Source organism: Ruoffia sp. FAM 26255 (assembly GCF_045528525.1).
GTDB lineage: Bacteria > Bacillota > Bacilli > Lactobacillales > Aerococcaceae > Ruoffia > Ruoffia tabacinasalis.
Map to the genome: position 1 here is coordinate 1 of NZ_JBGQQX010000027.1, position 16,557 is coordinate 16,557.

At 36.6% G+C, this 16,557-nt stretch carries 10 protein-coding genes, 20 tRNA genes, 1 rRNA gene, 1 riboswitch and 1 other annotated feature; of the genes, 27 read left to right on the top strand and 4 right to left on the bottom strand.

The genetic code is table 11. The features are described 5' to 3' along the window. The first annotated feature begins 5 nt into the window (after positions 1-5). The 22 genes from rrf (at position 6) to ACEN31_RS06645 (ending at position 2,942) form a co-directional block, all read left to right on the top strand. Positions 6-121: ribosomal RNA gene (gene rrf, locus ACEN31_RS06540) — 5S ribosomal RNA — on the top strand. Positions 122-135: 14 nt separating this feature from the next. Next, positions 136-208 (top strand) — tRNA-Val (locus ACEN31_RS06545). Positions 209-216: 8 nt separating this feature from the next. Continuing rightward, a tRNA-Lys gene (locus ACEN31_RS06550) sits at positions 217-289 on the top strand. Between the two features lie 21 nt (positions 290-310). Further along, positions 311-392: transfer RNA gene (locus ACEN31_RS06555), tRNA-Leu, on the top strand. Positions 393-406: 14 nt separating this feature from the next. Continuing rightward, positions 407-479, top strand: a tRNA-Thr gene (locus ACEN31_RS06560). 5 nt (positions 480-484) lie between these two features. Continuing rightward, a tRNA-Gly gene (locus ACEN31_RS06565) sits at positions 485-556 on the top strand. A gap of 28 nt (positions 557-584) precedes the next feature. Continuing rightward, positions 585-670 (top strand) — tRNA-Leu (locus tag ACEN31_RS06570). Between the two features lie 35 nt (positions 671-705). Further along, positions 706-779, top strand: a tRNA-Arg gene (locus ACEN31_RS06575). Positions 780-789: 10 nt separating this feature from the next. Continuing rightward, positions 790-863: transfer RNA gene (locus ACEN31_RS06580), tRNA-Pro, on the top strand. Positions 864-873: 10 nt separating this feature from the next. Continuing rightward, positions 874-946 (top strand) — tRNA-Ala (locus ACEN31_RS06585). A 15-nt stretch (positions 947-961) separates the two neighbouring features. Then, positions 962-1,035, top strand: a tRNA-Met gene (locus ACEN31_RS06590). A 4-nt stretch (positions 1,036-1,039) separates the two neighbouring features. Beyond that, positions 1,040-1,113 (top strand) — tRNA-Ile (locus ACEN31_RS06595). A 34-nt stretch (positions 1,114-1,147) separates the two neighbouring features. Beyond that, positions 1,148-1,237: transfer RNA gene (locus tag ACEN31_RS06600), tRNA-Ser, on the top strand. A 12-nt stretch (positions 1,238-1,249) separates the two neighbouring features. Continuing rightward, a tRNA-Met gene (locus tag ACEN31_RS06605) sits at positions 1,250-1,322 on the top strand. A 39-nt stretch (positions 1,323-1,361) separates the two neighbouring features. Beyond that, a tRNA-Gly gene (locus ACEN31_RS06610) sits at positions 1,362-1,432 on the top strand. A gap of 13 nt (positions 1,433-1,445) precedes the next feature. Beyond that, positions 1,446-1,519: transfer RNA gene (locus ACEN31_RS06615), tRNA-Ile, on the top strand. 33 nt (positions 1,520-1,552) lie between these two features. Continuing rightward, positions 1,553-1,641 (top strand) — tRNA-Ser (locus ACEN31_RS06620). Between the two features lie 48 nt (positions 1,642-1,689). Then, positions 1,690-1,761: transfer RNA gene (locus ACEN31_RS06625), tRNA-Glu, on the top strand. 19 nt (positions 1,762-1,780) lie between these two features. Then, positions 1,781-1,870: transfer RNA gene (locus ACEN31_RS06630), tRNA-Ser, on the top strand. Positions 1,871-1,897: 27 nt separating this feature from the next. Then, positions 1,898-1,970: transfer RNA gene (locus ACEN31_RS06635), tRNA-Asp, on the top strand. A 9-nt stretch (positions 1,971-1,979) separates the two neighbouring features. Further along, positions 1,980-2,050 (top strand) — tRNA-Gly (locus ACEN31_RS06640). 382 nt (positions 2,051-2,432) lie between these two features. After that, on the top strand, positions 2,433-2,942 hold the full coding sequence (locus ACEN31_RS06645; protein WP_138405024.1) for a CsbD family protein: 510 nt from the start codon (positions 2,433-2,435) through the stop codon (positions 2,940-2,942). A gap of 66 nt (positions 2,943-3,008) precedes the next feature. Here ACEN31_RS06645 and ACEN31_RS06650 read toward each other — a convergent pair whose 3' ends face one another. Beyond that, positions 3,009-3,686, bottom strand: coding sequence for a hypothetical protein (locus ACEN31_RS06650; protein WP_407108989.1), 678 nt, complete (start codon positions 3,684-3,686; stop codon positions 3,009-3,011). Positions 3,687-4,101: 415 nt separating this feature from the next. Further along, a riboswitch (SMK box riboswitch) is annotated at positions 4,102-4,192 on the top strand. Here ACEN31_RS06650 and metK point away from each other — a divergent pair. Further along, positions 4,190-5,371 (top strand): methionine adenosyltransferase, encoded by a 1,182-nt coding sequence (metK, locus tag ACEN31_RS06655; RefSeq protein ID WP_407108990.1) that lies wholly within the window; start codon positions 4,190-4,192, stop codon positions 5,369-5,371. (Overlaps the previous riboswitch by 3 nt.) A 57-nt stretch (positions 5,372-5,428) precedes the next feature. Here the strand turns inward: metK and ACEN31_RS06660 are convergent, their stop codons facing one another. The 3 genes from ACEN31_RS06660 to ACEN31_RS06670 all read right to left on the bottom strand — a co-directional run bounded on the left by ACEN31_RS06660 (position 5,429) and on the right by ACEN31_RS06670 (position 8,236). Beyond that, a complete protein-coding gene (locus ACEN31_RS06660; protein WP_407108991.1) occupies positions 5,429-6,121 on the bottom strand; it encodes an FMN-binding protein in 693 nt (230 codons plus the stop codon). 27 nt (positions 6,122-6,148) lie between these two features. Beyond that, entirely contained in the window at positions 6,149-7,489 is a 1,341-nt protein-coding gene (locus ACEN31_RS06665; protein WP_407108992.1) for a hypothetical protein, read from the bottom strand. Positions 7,490-7,663: 174 nt separating this feature from the next. Continuing rightward, entirely contained in the window at positions 7,664-8,236 is a 573-nt protein-coding gene (locus ACEN31_RS06670) for a tRNA (mnm(5)s(2)U34)-methyltransferase (RefSeq protein WP_407108993.1), read from the bottom strand. 148 nt (positions 8,237-8,384) lie between these two features. Here ACEN31_RS06670 and ACEN31_RS06675 point away from each other — a divergent pair, with 148 nt between their 5' ends. The 4 genes from ACEN31_RS06675 (at position 8,385) to ACEN31_RS06690 (ending at position 16,477) form a co-directional block, all read left to right on the top strand. Next, positions 8,385-10,022, top strand: a complete 1,638-nt coding sequence (locus tag ACEN31_RS06675) for a LysM peptidoglycan-binding domain-containing protein (RefSeq protein ID WP_407108994.1) — start codon at positions 8,385-8,387, stop codon at positions 10,020-10,022. A 34-nt stretch (positions 10,023-10,056) separates the two neighbouring features. Then, positions 10,057-10,262 (top strand) — a binding site (T-box leader). A 147-nt stretch (positions 10,263-10,409) separates the two neighbouring features. After that, a complete protein-coding gene (gene leuS, locus ACEN31_RS06680; protein ID WP_407108995.1) occupies positions 10,410-12,827 on the top strand; it encodes a leucine--tRNA ligase in 2,418 nt (805 codons plus the stop codon). Positions 12,828-12,845: 18 nt separating this feature from the next. Further along, entirely contained in the window at positions 12,846-15,752 is a 2,907-nt protein-coding gene (locus ACEN31_RS06685; RefSeq protein WP_407108996.1) for an oligosaccharide flippase family protein, read from the top strand. After that, the gene (locus ACEN31_RS06690; RefSeq protein ID WP_338488546.1) at positions 15,752-16,477 is read left to right on the top strand and encodes a pseudouridine synthase; all 726 of its coding nucleotides are present in this window, start codon (positions 15,752-15,754) and stop codon (positions 16,475-16,477) included. Before ACEN31_RS06685 ends, ACEN31_RS06690 begins: the two co-directional genes overlap by 1 nt. Positions 16,478-16,557: the final 80 nt, after the last annotated feature.

Genomic DNA, 16,557 nt, shown 5'->3' on the forward strand with positions numbered 1-16,557 from the left:
CAATGTGTGGTGATGGTAGCAAGAAGGATACACCTGTTCCCATGCCGAACACAGCAGTTAAGCTTCTTAGCGCCGATGGTAGTTGGACCTTTGGTCCTGTGAGAGTAGGTCGTTGCCATGCATTGTTTATATTTTGGAGGATTAGCTCAGCTGGGAGAGCGTCTGCCTTACAAGCAGGATGTCGGCGGTTCGATCCCGTCATCCTCCATGTCTCAAGAGTCGTTAGCTCAGTTGGTAGAGCATCTGACTTTTAATCAGAGGGTCACAGGTTCGATCCCTGTACGACTCATTCTCTTATAAAGAGACAAACGCGGGTGTGGCGGAATTGGCAGACGCACTAGATTTAGGATCTAGCGCCTTCGGGCGTGGGGGTTCAAGTCCCTTCACCCGCATTTTAACTTAATAAGCCGGCTTAGCTCAGTTGGTAGAGCATCTGATTTGTAATCAGAGGGTCGAGGGTTCAACTCCTTTAGCCGGCATCAACGCGGAAATAGCTCAGTGGTAGAGCACCACCTTGCCAAGGTGGGGGTCGCGGGTTCGAACCCCGTTTTCCGCTTTGCCAAGAGAAGTAAATTCGGCATATTGCCGGGGTGGCGGAACTGGCAGACGCACAGGACTTAAAATCCTGCGGTGGGTGACTACCGTGCCGGTTCGATTCCGGCCCTCGGCATAACACTTAGTTATGTGTTAAATAAATAGAAAAGAGCACCCTTAGCTCAATTGGATAGAGTACCTGACTACGAATCAGGCGGTTGTAGGTTCGACTCCTACAGGGTGCGTTTATAATTTCGGGAAGTAGCTCAGCTTGGTAGAGCACTTGGTTTGGGACCAAGGGGTCGCAGGTTCGAATCCTGTCTTCCCGATCGATATTATGGGGAATTAGCTCAGCTGGGAGAGCGCCTGCCTTGCACGCAGGAGGTCAGCGGTTCGATCCCGCTATTCTCCATTAATATTTTATAAAGGCGGTGTAGCTCAGCTGGCTAGAGCGTCCGGTTCATACCCGGGAGGTCATGGGTTCGATCCCCTTCGCCGCTATATAGGACCTTTAGCTCAGTTGGTTAGAGCAGACGGCTCATAACCGTCCGGTCGTAGGTTCGAGTCCTACAAGGTCCATTGAAGACCGTAAAAAACACATAATATATATTTTGGAGGATTACCCAAGTCCGGCTGAAGGGAACGGTCTTGAAAACCGTCAGGCGTGTAAAAGCGCGCAAGGGTTCGAATCCCTTATCCTCCTTTTAAACATTATCGCGGGGTGGAGAAGCTGGCATCTCGTCGGGCTCATAACCCGAAGGTCGTAGGTTCGAATCCTACCCCCGCAATTTTATCTTAATACTAAACTTAACTACTTACTTAATTATGCGGGTGTAGTTTAGTGGTAAAACTACAGCCTTCCAAGCTGTTGTCGCGAGTTCGATTCTCGTCACCCGCTTTTAATTTCATACGGGCCTGTAGCTCAGTTGGTTAGAGCGCACCCCTGATAAGGGTGAGGTCGGTGGTTCGAATCCACTCAGGCCCATTAGTGATATTAAAACTATAAAATTTTGGATTTGGGGAAGTACTCAAGAGGCTGAAGAGGCGCCCCTGCTAAGGGTGTAGGTCGGTTTTGCCGGCGCGAGGGTTCAAATCCCTCCTTCTCCGTAAGTTTTATATTCGTATTATTGCTAAAATTAATATTTATATTGTTTTGGTCCGTTGGTCAAGCGGTTAAGACACCGCCCTTTCACGGCGGTAACACGGGTTCGAGTCCCGTACGGATCATTAATTTTACTTTCATCACGGAGGATTACCCAAGTCCGGCTGAAGGGAACGGTCTTGAAAACCGTCAGGCGTGTAAAAGCGCGCAAGGGTTCGAATCCCTTATCCTCCTTATTGATTTTAAAATTAAAAATACATTGGTCCGGTGGTGTAGGGGTTAACATGCCTGCCTGTCACGCAGGAGATCGCGGGTTCAAATCCCGTCCGGACCGTTATATTATGCGGGTGTAGTTTAGTGGTAAAACTACAGCCTTCCAAGCTGTTGTCGCGAGTTCGATTCTCGTCACCCGCTTAATGATTCAAAGAACGCTTGGCGTTCTTTTTTTGTGTTCAGGTATTTATGATTCGTTTCATGGATGCCTTTTTAATTTTTTAGAAGATGATAAGTATAATCCTTAAAGCAATTTTATATAATATAATATTATACTATCATTTTACTGACTTAGTATATTTGATAAAATTTTCAAAATATTTCTCAATACAATAATTAAATTTTATATAATTGTAGTAAATATAATCCTTTATTATTTTTGAATTGTTGTTATTTTTATAGTATAAATTGAGCAGTTTGATAAACAAGATCAATTCTTATATTTTTTGGAAGCGGTATTATTGCTTAAAATCATTTAATTTGCTATATTAAAATTATAAACAAATTAAATGGAGGTAACGATATGTCTGATACATGGAAAAACTTAGAAGGTCAAAAAGACGAAATTGTTGGAAAAGTTAAAGAAGTGTTTGGTAAAGCAACTGATGATGCTGAAACTCAAGCAAAAGGTATTGCACAACAGGTTGAAGGTGAAGCTAAACAAGCCGTTGCATCTGGTCGAGGTCATGTTGATGAAATTCGTGAAAACTACAAAGATCGAGCGGATTCAGCTGTCGAAGATGTAAAGCGCCAAGTAGGTGAAACTCGAGAGAGTGTTCATACTTCAGCAGATGAGAACTTAAAAGAAGCGATTGATGAAGGAAAACAATTAAAAGAAGAAGCTGCGCGTAAAGCTGAAGAATTACGTCAAAACGCAATTGCTGAAGGCGAAGAGCAACGTGAAGAAGCTCGAGAAAAGTCTACTAAAGCTTATGAAGAAGCAGATGAAATTGAAGCTCGTGTAAATCAATCAATTGATGAAGCAGCTGAAAGTCGTGAAGAAAGCGAAAAAGAAGACAACAACACCCTATAAAAATCAAAACAAAAAGAACGAATAAAATGACTAAAGTTTTCCTTTTAGCATTTCATTCGTTCTGTTTTAATACAATTGACTCAAACTGTATAATAATGTGAAAATTAAGGTTACTGCGTGAATATAATTCATTTTGTTTTGTGTTTGTTTTTCATGTTGTGTTTTAACAAGTAAAGGTAACATCGTTACGGCGCTTAGTAAAACAAATAGAATTTGAACAATATAATAAGATGAAGAAGGTAATGAGAAGTAGAACCCGCTTAATAATGCAAGGGCACAAACTACTAAACTAACAACTGGGAACCGTTGAAAAACGGTTATTTGTTTGAAATTAATAATGATATTCTTCAATTTAAATACTTCTAAGTTTAAAACAATAAACATTAATACAATCGGAATAGTATTAATTAAAAATGTTTGTGTTACTGCAAATGTTTGTGAATTATACGCAATCACATTCATCATAAAACCATTAAAGAATACAGATAATAAAAAGTGATAAATTGTACCAGTCATCTTAAACGGCATATATTGCACATGAATGAATACAATATAAAAGACGAGCAGAACACTGATGATCCAGTGTGAATTAAACATAAAGATAATGGTACTAATTAACAATATACCTTCAAGTACATACAATAAGACATTAGGCGCTACTTCTGGTGTTTGTTTGTCGATTCGTAAATATAGGAAATGATCTATTAATTGACCAAACACGACAATTAGAAACAACAGTAACATTGGAAGCCACCGAATGGATTCAGTATGGCTAGCTCCTAGAATTAATCCAAAAAGTATGGATGCTAGGGGCGAAACAAATATTTTAACGTACGGATTCTGTAAAAAGCGAGTTATTAACTTCATTGACTATACCTTTCATATAAAAAATTCGATAGCTTAACTATCATTATTTTATTAATACTTATTTGTCTGATATTCATTCTCCAAAGATAAAGATAGAATATCACCTCATCTTAACTTGATTGACTTAATACGTTGAGTTGATTACTCTCAGTTACTATCGTAAAGATGAGTTATCTTTATACATTCTATCATTAATTTCGTATCTATGCTAAAAATATTGGTACCAATTTAATCATTTATCTAGTTTCTATCACTTATAGTGTGAATGCCTATTGTTGTGTGATATAATGACATTCGTTACAAATCAAAAGTCCCGATAGGGTTCACTTGAATTAAAGTGAATATGCCTTGTAACCAAATAATATAGTGGGGGAGACATTATGAAGGAAAGAAAATTATTCACATCGGAGTCTGTGACTGAAGGACATCCAGATAAGATTGCTGACCAAATTAGTGATGCGATTTTAGATGCGATTTTAGCTCAAGATCCTAATGCGCGTGTTGCTTGTGAGACAGCAGTGAATACTGGATTAGTTCTAGTTTTTGGAGAAATTACGACAACAGCTTATGTTGATATTCAACAAATTGTACGTAAGAAAATCGCCGAGATTGGTTATGTTAACTTTAAATACGGATTTGATGCTGACAATGTAGCGGTATTAGTATCCTTAGATGAGCAATCACCTGATATTGCTATGGGAGTAGACGATGCTTTAGAGACAAGAGATGAAGAAGAGCAAAGTTTAATTGGAGCAGGAGATCAGGGGATTATGTTCGGTTTCGCAACAAATGAAACAGAAGAATATATGCCTTTACCTATCTCATTAAGTCATAAATTAGCGCAACAATTAGCAAAAGTTAGAAAAGAAGAGATTTTACCGTATTTAGGTCCTGATGGAAAAACACAAGTGACGGTTGAGTTTAATGAAGACGATACAATAAAGCGCATTGATAATCTTGTTATTAGTACACAACATAATAATGATGTGGAACTTAGTCAAGTTAGAGAAGATGTTATTGAGCATGTCATTAAACCGGTCGTGAATACAGAGTGGTTAGATGAAGAAACAACGTACTTTATTAACCCAACAGGTAAATTCGTTATTGGTGGACCCGTTGGAGATTCTGGTTTAACGGGTCGTAAAATCATTGTAGATACTTACGGAGGATCTGCTCACCACGGTGGAGGAGCTTTCTCTGGAAAAGACGCGACAAAAGTCGATCGTTCAGCCAGTTATGCTGCACGTTATGTTGCTAAAAATCTTGTAGCAGCTGGAGTTGCAAGTAAAGTTGAGCTTCAATTAGCTTATGCAATTGGGGTTAGTGAACCAACGTCAATTTCATTAAATACTTTTGGTACAAGTAGTTATTCTGATGATGTCATCATTAAGATAATTCGTGATACATTTGACTTATCACCTTCGGGTATTATTTCAATGTTGGATCTTAGACGTCCTATTTACGGAGGAACAGCTGCGTATGGACATTTTGGGCGAACTGATTTAGATTTACCTTGGGAACAATTAGATAAGGTTGATTTAATCCAATCACAATTAAACTAGATAATATAATAACCCCTTTAGTAAAGCTGTCAAAAAAGCTTTCTAAAGGGGTTTTTGTTAATTTTGAGATAGGGCGTCGTTTACTGCTTCGAGAATTGCTTCAGATGTGAAAGAAGCGCCAGAAACTATCTCTACATCTAATGAATTTGAATCGATAATTTGATCTGGTACTTGGTCGAAGGCTGGATCAGAAAGGCCTTCCGTTTCAAGATGAGAAACGACGTTAATATCTGTAATTTCTTGATTATCTACTGTGACATCGACGGTCATAAGACCATTGTGTCCTTCGGAAGTTCCCGTATAAGTGCCATCAGAAACGTCTTCGAGAGCTATAGCTTCAGAACTTCCACCAGAATCCTCTGCCAAGGCATTATTGACAGCATTGATAATGGCTTCAGAAGTAAAGGTAGCTCCAGAGACAATCTCAACATCCGTTGAATTTGATTCTATAATTTGTTCTGGAACTTGTTCGAAAGCAGGATCCGAGATGCCTTCTGTCTCACTATGATCAGTGACATCAATTTGACTTATTTCACCATTCTCTACTGTTACATCCAGTGTTAACTGATCATTATGACCTTCAGCAGATCCGGTGAAAGTACCATCTGATACTTCCACTGTGTCAACTTGAGCACTCTCATCATCGCCGCTATTAAAAATAAATTCATTTGTAAACAATAAAGTCGTTAGTAGCCAAACAAGGATGGATACAAATATAACTTGTATGATAAAAGATAATTTATTAGTCATATACTTTTCCTTTCTATTAATAGGTGACTAGAAACCAAATTCATCCAGATAAATATGATCATCAGGGACATTTTGATTATCTAATAAAGTTTTTGAAGCATTTAACATGGGTGGTGGTCCACAGACAAAGAATTTGGCAGATTGATAAAGTGAACTTACACCAAGTTCTTCTAAATATTCATGCGTGATAAAGCCATGAGGGAAGCCTTCAACTTCTTCATTTGAAAAGATAATATCATAAGAGAAATTTGGATTTGCAGCTTTCATTGTTTCAAATTCTTCAATCATAAACATATCTTCTTCAATCGCTAAGCCCCAAACTAGATGAATTCTACGGTTTGAGTTCTTTTCATGTTCGTGGCGTAAGATACTTAAATTAGGTGTTAAACCAATTCCTCCCGCTAATAAGACAAAAGGATCCTCGGATTCTTGTACTTCATCTGGGAAGAAATTTCCGTAAGGACCTTCTAGAGTAGCGATATCTCCGACATTGACATTTTGTAAAGAACCAGTCCAATCTCCAGCTTCTTTAATCATAAACTCAATTGAATTCGAATAATCAGATGTTATTGCACTTGATGCTGAGAAAGGGTGTCCTTCAGTTGTGATGTCAGCATTTTTGAAACGAATAAAGAAATAATCTCCTGGTACGTATGGTTTAATCGAACCATTTTTCGGTTCAAATTCTAATACCCATAATGAAGGTGTCCCTTGTTTAATACTTTTCAATTCAAACTTTGGTGCGAAAGATAATTTTAATTTCCAAATAACATAATAACCTAATATAGCAACAGTATAGATAGTCAGAAGTGTCATAAATAGTGTATTTTCATTTAGAAATGGGAGTAAGAATAAATGAAAATATATTGCAACAATGGCTACAATAGAAAGTCTATGAAGCCATAAGCTCAATTCGCGATTAAAGACTGACTCTTTCCATTTTCGTAATAGTGGAATTCGATCAATGAATATACCCGAAAGTGAGAATATACCTGTAAACATGACAATAATTAATGAAAAGACAGCGAGGAATCCCGTTTGAGAAACAGTTGACATCTCAGTAATCCAACGGAAGCCATTCCATTGGATAATAATATGGATAACACCCATAATCGAAAGAACAACACCCATTAATGCGTGAATTTCATACATTTCAGGCATGCCAAAGTATTTTTCTATAAATCGTGGGCGTGATCCCATGAATGTGACTGTTAACATCATGGTGTAGGCAAGTAACCCTGAAGAATAGGAAATTAACTGTAAAACGGACATTGAATCACTCTGGGCTAAGATTGAGCCCAATAACGTTGCAAACATGACAAGAGAAATGCCTGGGAATAACCAGTCATAAAATTTATTTGTATGCATAATTTAACCCCTTTACTAATTTGTTTAAAGTAGCATAATAAAACTTGTAATTATTTTAACACATAATTTTAATGCTAAAAAACATTTACTATGAAAAAATAGACAGAAAAATAAAATTATCAATATTTTTTTAAAAGGGTTTTCAAATTATAAAATAAAAAAAGAAAGAATAAATTATCTTATTCTTTCAATAACTAAGAGCATTGGGGGATGATTTATTTGATTGATAAATTGATACGCCAATACTTGATATTTTTCTTGTGGGAGTTTTTCTAATTTTTCAAACAAATTATATTTTTCGGTCATACCATTTTCATGCCCAGAATATATAACTAGGATAATTTGTCCGTGAATAGCCAAATTACCTAATATATCTTGAACCGCTTTAAAGGTACTTGTAAATTCTGTCGTGACATTATGATCGCCACCTGGAAGATAGCCTAAGTTAAAAATAGCACCTTGGACTAGATTGTCTTCAATATATTCAGAAACTTTATCGTGAGAATCTAAAATAAATTTATAGGATGCTTTTGTAGAATGATCTAATGATTCAATTCGTTTAGTTGAATTTTGGATGGCTATTTCTTGAATATCAAAGCCAATAAGAGAACCTGTGAAATCTTTTAATGATAGTAGAAAGGCACTGTCGTGGCCATTCCCAAGGGTTCCATCAATAAATAATCCTTGGGGATTTTTGTGAACCTGTTGTTTTAATAGTTGATGACTGTATTGTAAAGCGTTATACATTTTATATTCCTCCTCTGTTACATTTATGTTACATATATTAAAACTAAAATAAAAGACCAGAAATGTGAACTTTTAATGAATTAAATTAGCTATAATAGACGAAGATTATAATATATTATTATATAGTTTGATAGTGGAGGGTAATTAAGTGAAAAGTAGACATGAAATAATGAAAGCCAAGGCAAGATTAGTAAACCAAAATAAAGCTAAAAAGGCGATGAAACATATCAATGCTGGATTAGTGCTTATGGCTGCAGGTGCTGTCTTAAGTCATGTGTCAGCGAATGACACTGTTGTTGTACAAGCACAATCAAGTAGTCGTGTTAGCCAATCAGATTTTTTAGGATTAATTACAGATTACGCAAAACAAATTGCTGCTGAAAATGACTTGTACGCATCAGTAATGATTGCCCAAGCTGCATTAGAATCAGGATGGGGTAATAGTACTTTATCAAAAGCACCTAACTATAATTTATTTGGAATTAAAGGTGAATACAACGGAAACTCTGTTGTAAAAGATACATTAGAAGACGATGGATCTGGAGAGTATTACCAAATTCAAGATGCTTTCCGTCGTTACGATAATTATGGTGAGTCATTAACTGACTATGCGTCATTATTAACAGGAGATAACGATGTAAATAACTGGCGTTATAACTTCTATTCAGGTGCACGTTACAGTAATACGAATTCGTATCAAGATGCAACGGCTCATTTAACTGGTCGTTACGCAACAGATACTCGTTACGGAGACAAATTAAACCGTATCATTGCTGAAAATAATTTAACACAATATGATTTAGCTAGTTCTGATAAACCAGTCAGCGTAGTTCCTTCTACACCAGAATCTAATACAGGTTCAAACGAAGCGGGTTCAATTGCGGGAACTTATACTGTTAAAGCAGGAGACGGTTTCTGGGGTATTGCACGTCGTTTTGGAACGACAGTCGATGCACTTAAAGCTGCGAATGGTACAACAAGTAATTTAATTCATCCTGGTCAAGTCATTAAATTACCTGGTAGCTCAACTATTGTTGAAAAACCAAGTACACCACCAGCAAATTCAAATAACTCTTCAGATAACACTGAAGGAAATACAAGTGTGGGTGGGTCATATACAATTAAACGTGGCGATGGCTTATACGCGATTGCTCGTAAACATGGTATGACATTAAACCAACTTAAATCATTAAATGGATTATCAAGTAACTTAATCCATCCAGGTCAAGTATTAAAAGTAAGTGGAGCAACTCAAGGAAACACTGAGACTTCAAATAATACGTCACCGAATACAGATTCAACAAATACTAAACCAACTGAACCTACAAACAATGGTGGTTCAACTAACACATCTGGTTCATACTCAGTTAAGGCTGGCGACGGTCTATACCGTATCGCAGTAAACCATGGTATGACATTAAATCAATTGAAAGCATTAAACGGCTTATCAAGCAATTTAATTCATCCAGGACAAGTACTAAAAGTTTCAGGTGCTACAACAAGTACACCAGCTTCTACAGTAGAATCTAACGTAGAAACACAACCAACTATTGTTGAAGAGGACAATACGCCAACAACTATTATTGAACCTGAAGTGGCACCAGTTGTTGAAGAAACAGTCGTAGAAGAGCCAGTGGAAGCTCCAACGAATTCTTCATATACAGTAGCTGTTGGCGATACTTTATATAGTATTGCACGTCGTAATGGCTTAAATGTTAATGAATTAATTGAAAAGAATAACGGTTCAACAACAATCTTTATTGGACAAACAATTGGATTGAACTAATACAGTTAGTTTGATATAATTCAAATGAATTTATATAAAACTTTACTTAGAAATAGTAAATAAAGTCATTGTTTAGAGAGCTTATGGTTGGTGAAAATAAGTCAATCGCTTTGTTGAACTCGTCTAATTAGGTGCTTACTTGAAAGTAATGATAGAGTAAGCCGTGTTGACCGCGTTAAGGTACTTAAGATGACATTATTGTCATAAACATAGGTGGTACCGCGGTCACTCGCCCTATATTATTTAGTGAATATGCTAGATAATATAGGGTATTTTTATTTTTTTTGAGAGAAATTTATTTTAAATGGATTAAAACAGTGCAATTTTCACTTTTTATTGTAAATATTGTATAATGAAAAAGAATTTATAGATTATTGGAGGAAGAAAATGAGTTATCAACATCGTATCATTGAAAAGAAATGGCAAGAATATTGGGACAAGAATGAAACATTTAAAACAAAGGATCGTGGTGTCGATCATCCTAAATATTATGCGTTAGATATGTTCCCATATCCATCAGGACAAGGCTTACACGTTGGGCATCCAGAAGGGTATACAGCAACTGATGTGATTGCTCGTATGAAGCGTGCTCAAGGTTTCGATGTTCTACATCCAATGGGATGGGATGCTTTTGGTCTGCCAGCAGAGCAATATGCCTTAGATACAGGGAATAACCCTGCTGATTTTACAGAACACAATATCCAAACATTTAAACGTCAAATCAAATCACTTGGCTTTAGTTACGATTGGGACCGCGAAATTAATACAACGGATCCGAATTATTATAAATGGACACAATGGATTTTTACAAAATTATTCGAAAAAGGTTTAGCTTATCAAGATGATGTGATGGTTAACTGGTGTCCGGCATTAGGAACTGTATTAGCGAATGAAGAAGTAATTGATGGCGTTTCTGAGCGTGGGGGACATCCTGTATACAGACGCCCAATGAAACAATGGGTATTAAAAATCACTGAATATGCTGAAAGATTAATTGAAGATTTAGATGAAGTTAACTGGCCAGACAGTGTGAAAGAAATGCAAAAACATTGGGTTGGTAAATCTGAAGGTGCTATGATTAAATTCCAAGTTGCAGGTTCAGATAAAGTCATCGAATCATATACTACGCGACCTGATACGTTATTCGGAACTTCTTATGTCGTATTAGCACCGGAATTGGATATTGTAAATGACTTAATGACTCCAGAACAAGAAGAAGCAGTCCGTGCATATATTAGTGAAGTTGAAACTAAGAGTGAATTAGAACGTACATCATTAAATAAAGATAAAACAGGTGTATTTACAGGGTCATATGTGATTAACCCAGCAACAAAACAAGAAATTCCAATTTGGATTGCTGATTACGTGATTGCTTCCTATGGTACGGGTGCGGTTATGGGTTCAGCAGCACATGATGAACGTGACTTTGCATTCGCAACTAAATATGATTTACCTATTGTACCAGTGATTGAAGGACCAGAAAAAGAAGTGCCATATTATGGTGAAGGTCCACACATTAACTCTGAATTCTTAAATGGCCTAAACGTAGAAGATGCAATTCAAAAAATGAATACTTGGTTAGAAGAGAATGATTTCGGTGAACGTCAAATTAATTACCGCTTACGTGATTGGGTATTCTCTCGTCAACGTTATTGGGGAGAGCCGATTCCAGTGATCCATTGGGAAGATGGGACAACAACAGCTGTTCCAGAAGACCAACTGCCAGTTACTTTACCAGTAACGGACAAAATTCAACCAAGTGGAACTGGAGAATCACCATTAGCAAACATTGAAGAGTGGGTAAACGTCACAGATCCAGAAACAGGAATGAAAGGACGTCGTGAAACAAATACAATGCCACAATGGGCAGGTAGTTCATGGTACTTCCTACGCTTTATGGATCCTCACAATGAAGACGCATTGGTTTCTCAAGAAGCCTTAGAAAAATGGGGCAATGTTGACTTATATATTGGTGGAGCTGAGCATGCGGTACTTCATTTACTATACGCTCGCTTCTGGCATAAATTCCTTTATGATATTGGTGTCGTTCCAACTAAGGAACCATTCCAAAAATTATTTAACCAAGGAATGATCCTAGGTGAGAATAATGAAAAAATGTCTAAATCAAAAGGTAACGTTGTTAACCCAGATGATGTAGTGAATGAATATGGTGCAGATACGTTACGTGTTTACGAAATGTTTATGGGACCATTAGATGCGTCAATCGCATGGAGTGAGAATGGATTAGAAGGTAGCCGTCGATTCTTAGATCGTGTATGGCGTTTACTAATCAATGAAGATACTCTCGCATTGGCAGATAGTGTCAAAGAGTCAGATAGTAAAGAGTTAGAAAAAGTTTATCACCAAACAGTTAAAAAGGTGACGGAAGATTATGAGCAATTACACTTCAATACTGCTATCTCACAAATGATGATATTTTTAAATGAAGCAAAAGATGTAGATGTTTTACCAATTCAATTTGTTGAAGGCTTTGTGAAATTACTTGCCCCAATCGCTCCTCACTTAGCAGAAGAGATTTGGGAAAAATTAGGTCACACTGAAAGTATTTCAGAAGAAGCATGGCCAACGTTTGTTGAAGAATTAACTGTGGATGACCAAGTAGAAATTGTTATCCAAGTGATGGGTAAATTAGTTACAAGATTAGATATTGATGTTGATCTAGATAAAGAAGTAGTTGAAGAATTAGCTTTAAGTCAAGAGTCTGTACAAGAAGCCGTAAAAGGGAAAACAATCCGTAAAGTAATTGTTGTACCGAATCGTTTGGTGAACATAGTAGCAAACTAGTTTAAAGGAGGAAGTGCTTTGAGTAAACAGCACAATGATCAAGATAACTCGAATGATTTATCTAATCAACAACCTTATAATAGAGACGAATTTCAGACAATAGAGTTTACTGAAGAAGAAAAAAATATCCTTCGCCGGCCGAATCGTCAGCCAATAGATGGGGATTATTTTGCTCAGTCTGAGATGTCTAAGGAAGAATTAGAGAATCTGGATCGACCCGAAAGAGATGAAAACTTAGATGAAGCAAGGGCATCCGAAGTTGAAACATCATCTAGCACACCGACTGTGAATGAATTTCGATATAAGTCCTTGCGCGAACGAAATAGAGAAAAAGAAATGCTGAAAAAGCAAAAGGAACAAGAAGAAAAGCAAAAGCCAAAAGAGCGAAAGAAAATCTTTGGTGATGTTTTTAAACCAACGTATGAAGAACGTTATGATTTAACAGAATTGGAAGATATTACAGATTACAATCAATTCCAAGAAAGTGAGAAAAGGTTATCAGACGAGAAAGAAAAGAAAGATTCTGTATTTAAAAATCTTTTCTCTCGTCAGAAAGAAGACCGTTCAGACGTTAAAGTTATGGATAGATCGGATTCAATTGAAACTGAGAATTTGGAAGTTGAAGAACCAGAAAAAAGCAATACAGGACTTTTCAGTTCAGTGAAAAATATATTATCTTCATCCGATGAATCAAATAAATCGGACGAAGAACTGGAAGAAGCAGAACAAGATGCGAAAGATAATCTGGAATTCGAGGAGTCAGTGAATCAAACCGATTGGTTAAATCAAGATGATTATACTGAGGAATTAGCTACAGAAGAGGAACTAACACCTGATTACGACGACTTAGATGAGAAAGAATCAATTGATACTGAATTAGTTGATGACGAAGATCAAGAAGTTTATCCGGCAGAAAGTGGTATTGAAGCTAGCTATCAACCAGAAGATGATGAATCTGAAGAAGACTTAGAGAATCTCGGTGAAGATGATGCGATAAGTATCACTGAATTGGGTGAGGACGAGTCTCAATTAGAAACAAATTCTGAATTTGAAGATGAAACCACTGATTCGAACTTTGATGAAGAAGAGGAAGTAAACAGTGAATCTGACTCTGAACCTGATATCGATGAACAATTCAAAGATAAAGACCTCACTGACGAAGAATTAGATCAATTAAGTGAAAAGATTAGCCAAGATACAGACATTATTGAAAATCCCATTCTCACGGATCAAGTATTAAATGAGTATTACTCTCAAAATGATACGGTCATTGAGGAACGACTCGAAGAGGAATCGGATGAAGAAGACGAGAAGTCAGGGATTACAAGTGGTGCTTCTTGGTTAACCATTGGTAATGTTCTCTCTCGTGTCATTGGAGCGCTATATGTTATTCCATGGGCAACATGGTTAGGAGCAGAATATACGCAAGCCAACGTACTTTATAGTGCGGGTTACAAGCCGTATTCATTAATGCTTGCGATAGCGACGGCTGGTTTCCCAAGTTCAATTGCGAAGCAAATGGCTTATTATCATTCTTTAAAAGAGTATAAAACAGCCGATAAGCTCTTCAAAAACAGTATTATTATTATGTTGTTAACTGGAGTGCTATCAGGCGGATTGTTATTTTTAATCGCGCCAATATTAGCAGAAAATACTTCAACAACCAATGTTGAAGGAGCAACGATGGTTATTCGTTCACTATCACCGGCACTATTAATACTGCCAGCTATGAGCTTACTCCGTGGTTATTTCCAAGGATTTAATGACATGAAACCAACCGCAATTTCTCAGATTATTGAACAATTTGCCCGTGTTGGTTACTTATTAGCAGCTACCTATGCGATTATGATGATTTATAGCGGTGAAGTAACACAAGCTGTAGTTCACTCAACATTTGCTGCCTTCATTGGAGCTTTAGGCGCACTGCTATATCTAATATTTGAATATATTAGACGCTTACCAGTGGCTAAACGTTTAATTGCTAAATCAGCAAACAATGTGAACTTAGACTTTAAAGAAAGTATCAAAATTATGGTTGTCGATAGTATTCCATTTATCTTATTAGGATCAGGAATTATTATCGCTCAGTTAATTGATACATATACTTTCGGACAAATACTAGAATCAACGTCAGCCTTATTATTCACTGAGATTGAAGAACTCTATGGGGTTCTAAGTTTAGATGTGGATAAACTTGTGATGATTATTATTTCATTAGCAGTTGCCTTAGCTTCTTCATTAGTACCCGTTATTTCGAAGAAATTTGCACAGAGAAACATTGCAGGTACGAGTGAATTAGTTGAACATATTACGGTATTATTCAGTATCGTTATGATTCCAGCAGCATTAGGAATGGCATCCATTGCTAATAATATCTATTATTTATTCTATCCAAATGGATCAGAAGCAGGACCTGGGCTTTTAATTACAGCCTCAATTTCTAGTATCGTACTAGGGGCTTACACGGTGTTCTCAACAATCTTACAATCGATGAATTACCGTCGCTTAGCTGTACGTTTCCTATTAATTGGACTTGTAGTTAAAGCATTATTACAATTCTCATTTGTTGCTTTATTTGAAGCACATGGTGCCTTAGTTTCAACAGCTATTGGTTTCTTAGTTTCAACAGTATTGATGTGGATCAAGTTGAGTCGTGAATTAGACTTTAATTACCGTAGATTGAATAGCAGTATTATTAAGATACTCATTGCTTCAGCATTAATGACAGTTTCAGCCGCAATGTGGAATCAATCATTAAACCTTCTGTTCGGTCCTGTTGGACGTGGATTAACTTTCCTTAAAATCGTCATTGTCATCATTATGGCAGTACTCGTTTACGGAAGTATTCTAGGTATTACGAACATGTTATCAGTCTTAATTGGTAATCGATTTAAAGATATTCAAGATAAAATGAGGTTAATGTAATGCGGTTAGACAAATTATTAAGTCATGCAGGATATGGCTCACGAAAAGATGTTAAAAAAATTATTGTGAGTGGTTCAATTACTGTGAATGATAAAGTAATCAAAAAAGTGGGACACAATGTGGATCCTGAAACAGATATAATTCAATACATGAACGAGCCTGTTTTATATCAAGAATATTACTACGTCATGTTAAATAAACCAGATGGGATTATTAGTGCGACAGAAGATAGAGAATATGAAACGGTGATTGATTGGGTTGAATTAGACTTTGGTCATGCGCAACTCTTTCCAGTAGGAAGATTAGATATAGATACAACTGGTCTACTTCTTTTGACCAATAACGGACAATTAGCACATCAATTACTTTCACCCAAGAAGAAAGTGAAGAAGCGTTATGAAGCTTTAATTGAAGGAGTTGTGACGGAAGAGGATATTCAAAAGTTTGAAAAAGGACTTGATTTGGGTGATTTTATTACTCAATCAGCGAATTTAGAAATACTGGAAGTGCATGCTGAAATTTCTCAAACATTAATACATGTGGAGATTACTGAAGGTAAATTCCATCAAGTAAAACGAATGTTTGAAGCAGTTGGCAAGGAAGTTATCCAATTGCACCGTATTTCAATGGGACCTCTAAAGATTGATCCAGAGTTAGCTCTTGGTGATTACCGAGAATTAACAGAAGCTGAGATGAATCTATTAGTTCCATACGGCTTAGAATAGTTATTTAAAGGTTAATGAATAAGGAATTGTATGTTTAAACACAATTCTGACATCCATTAACCTTTTTATTATGGAATGAA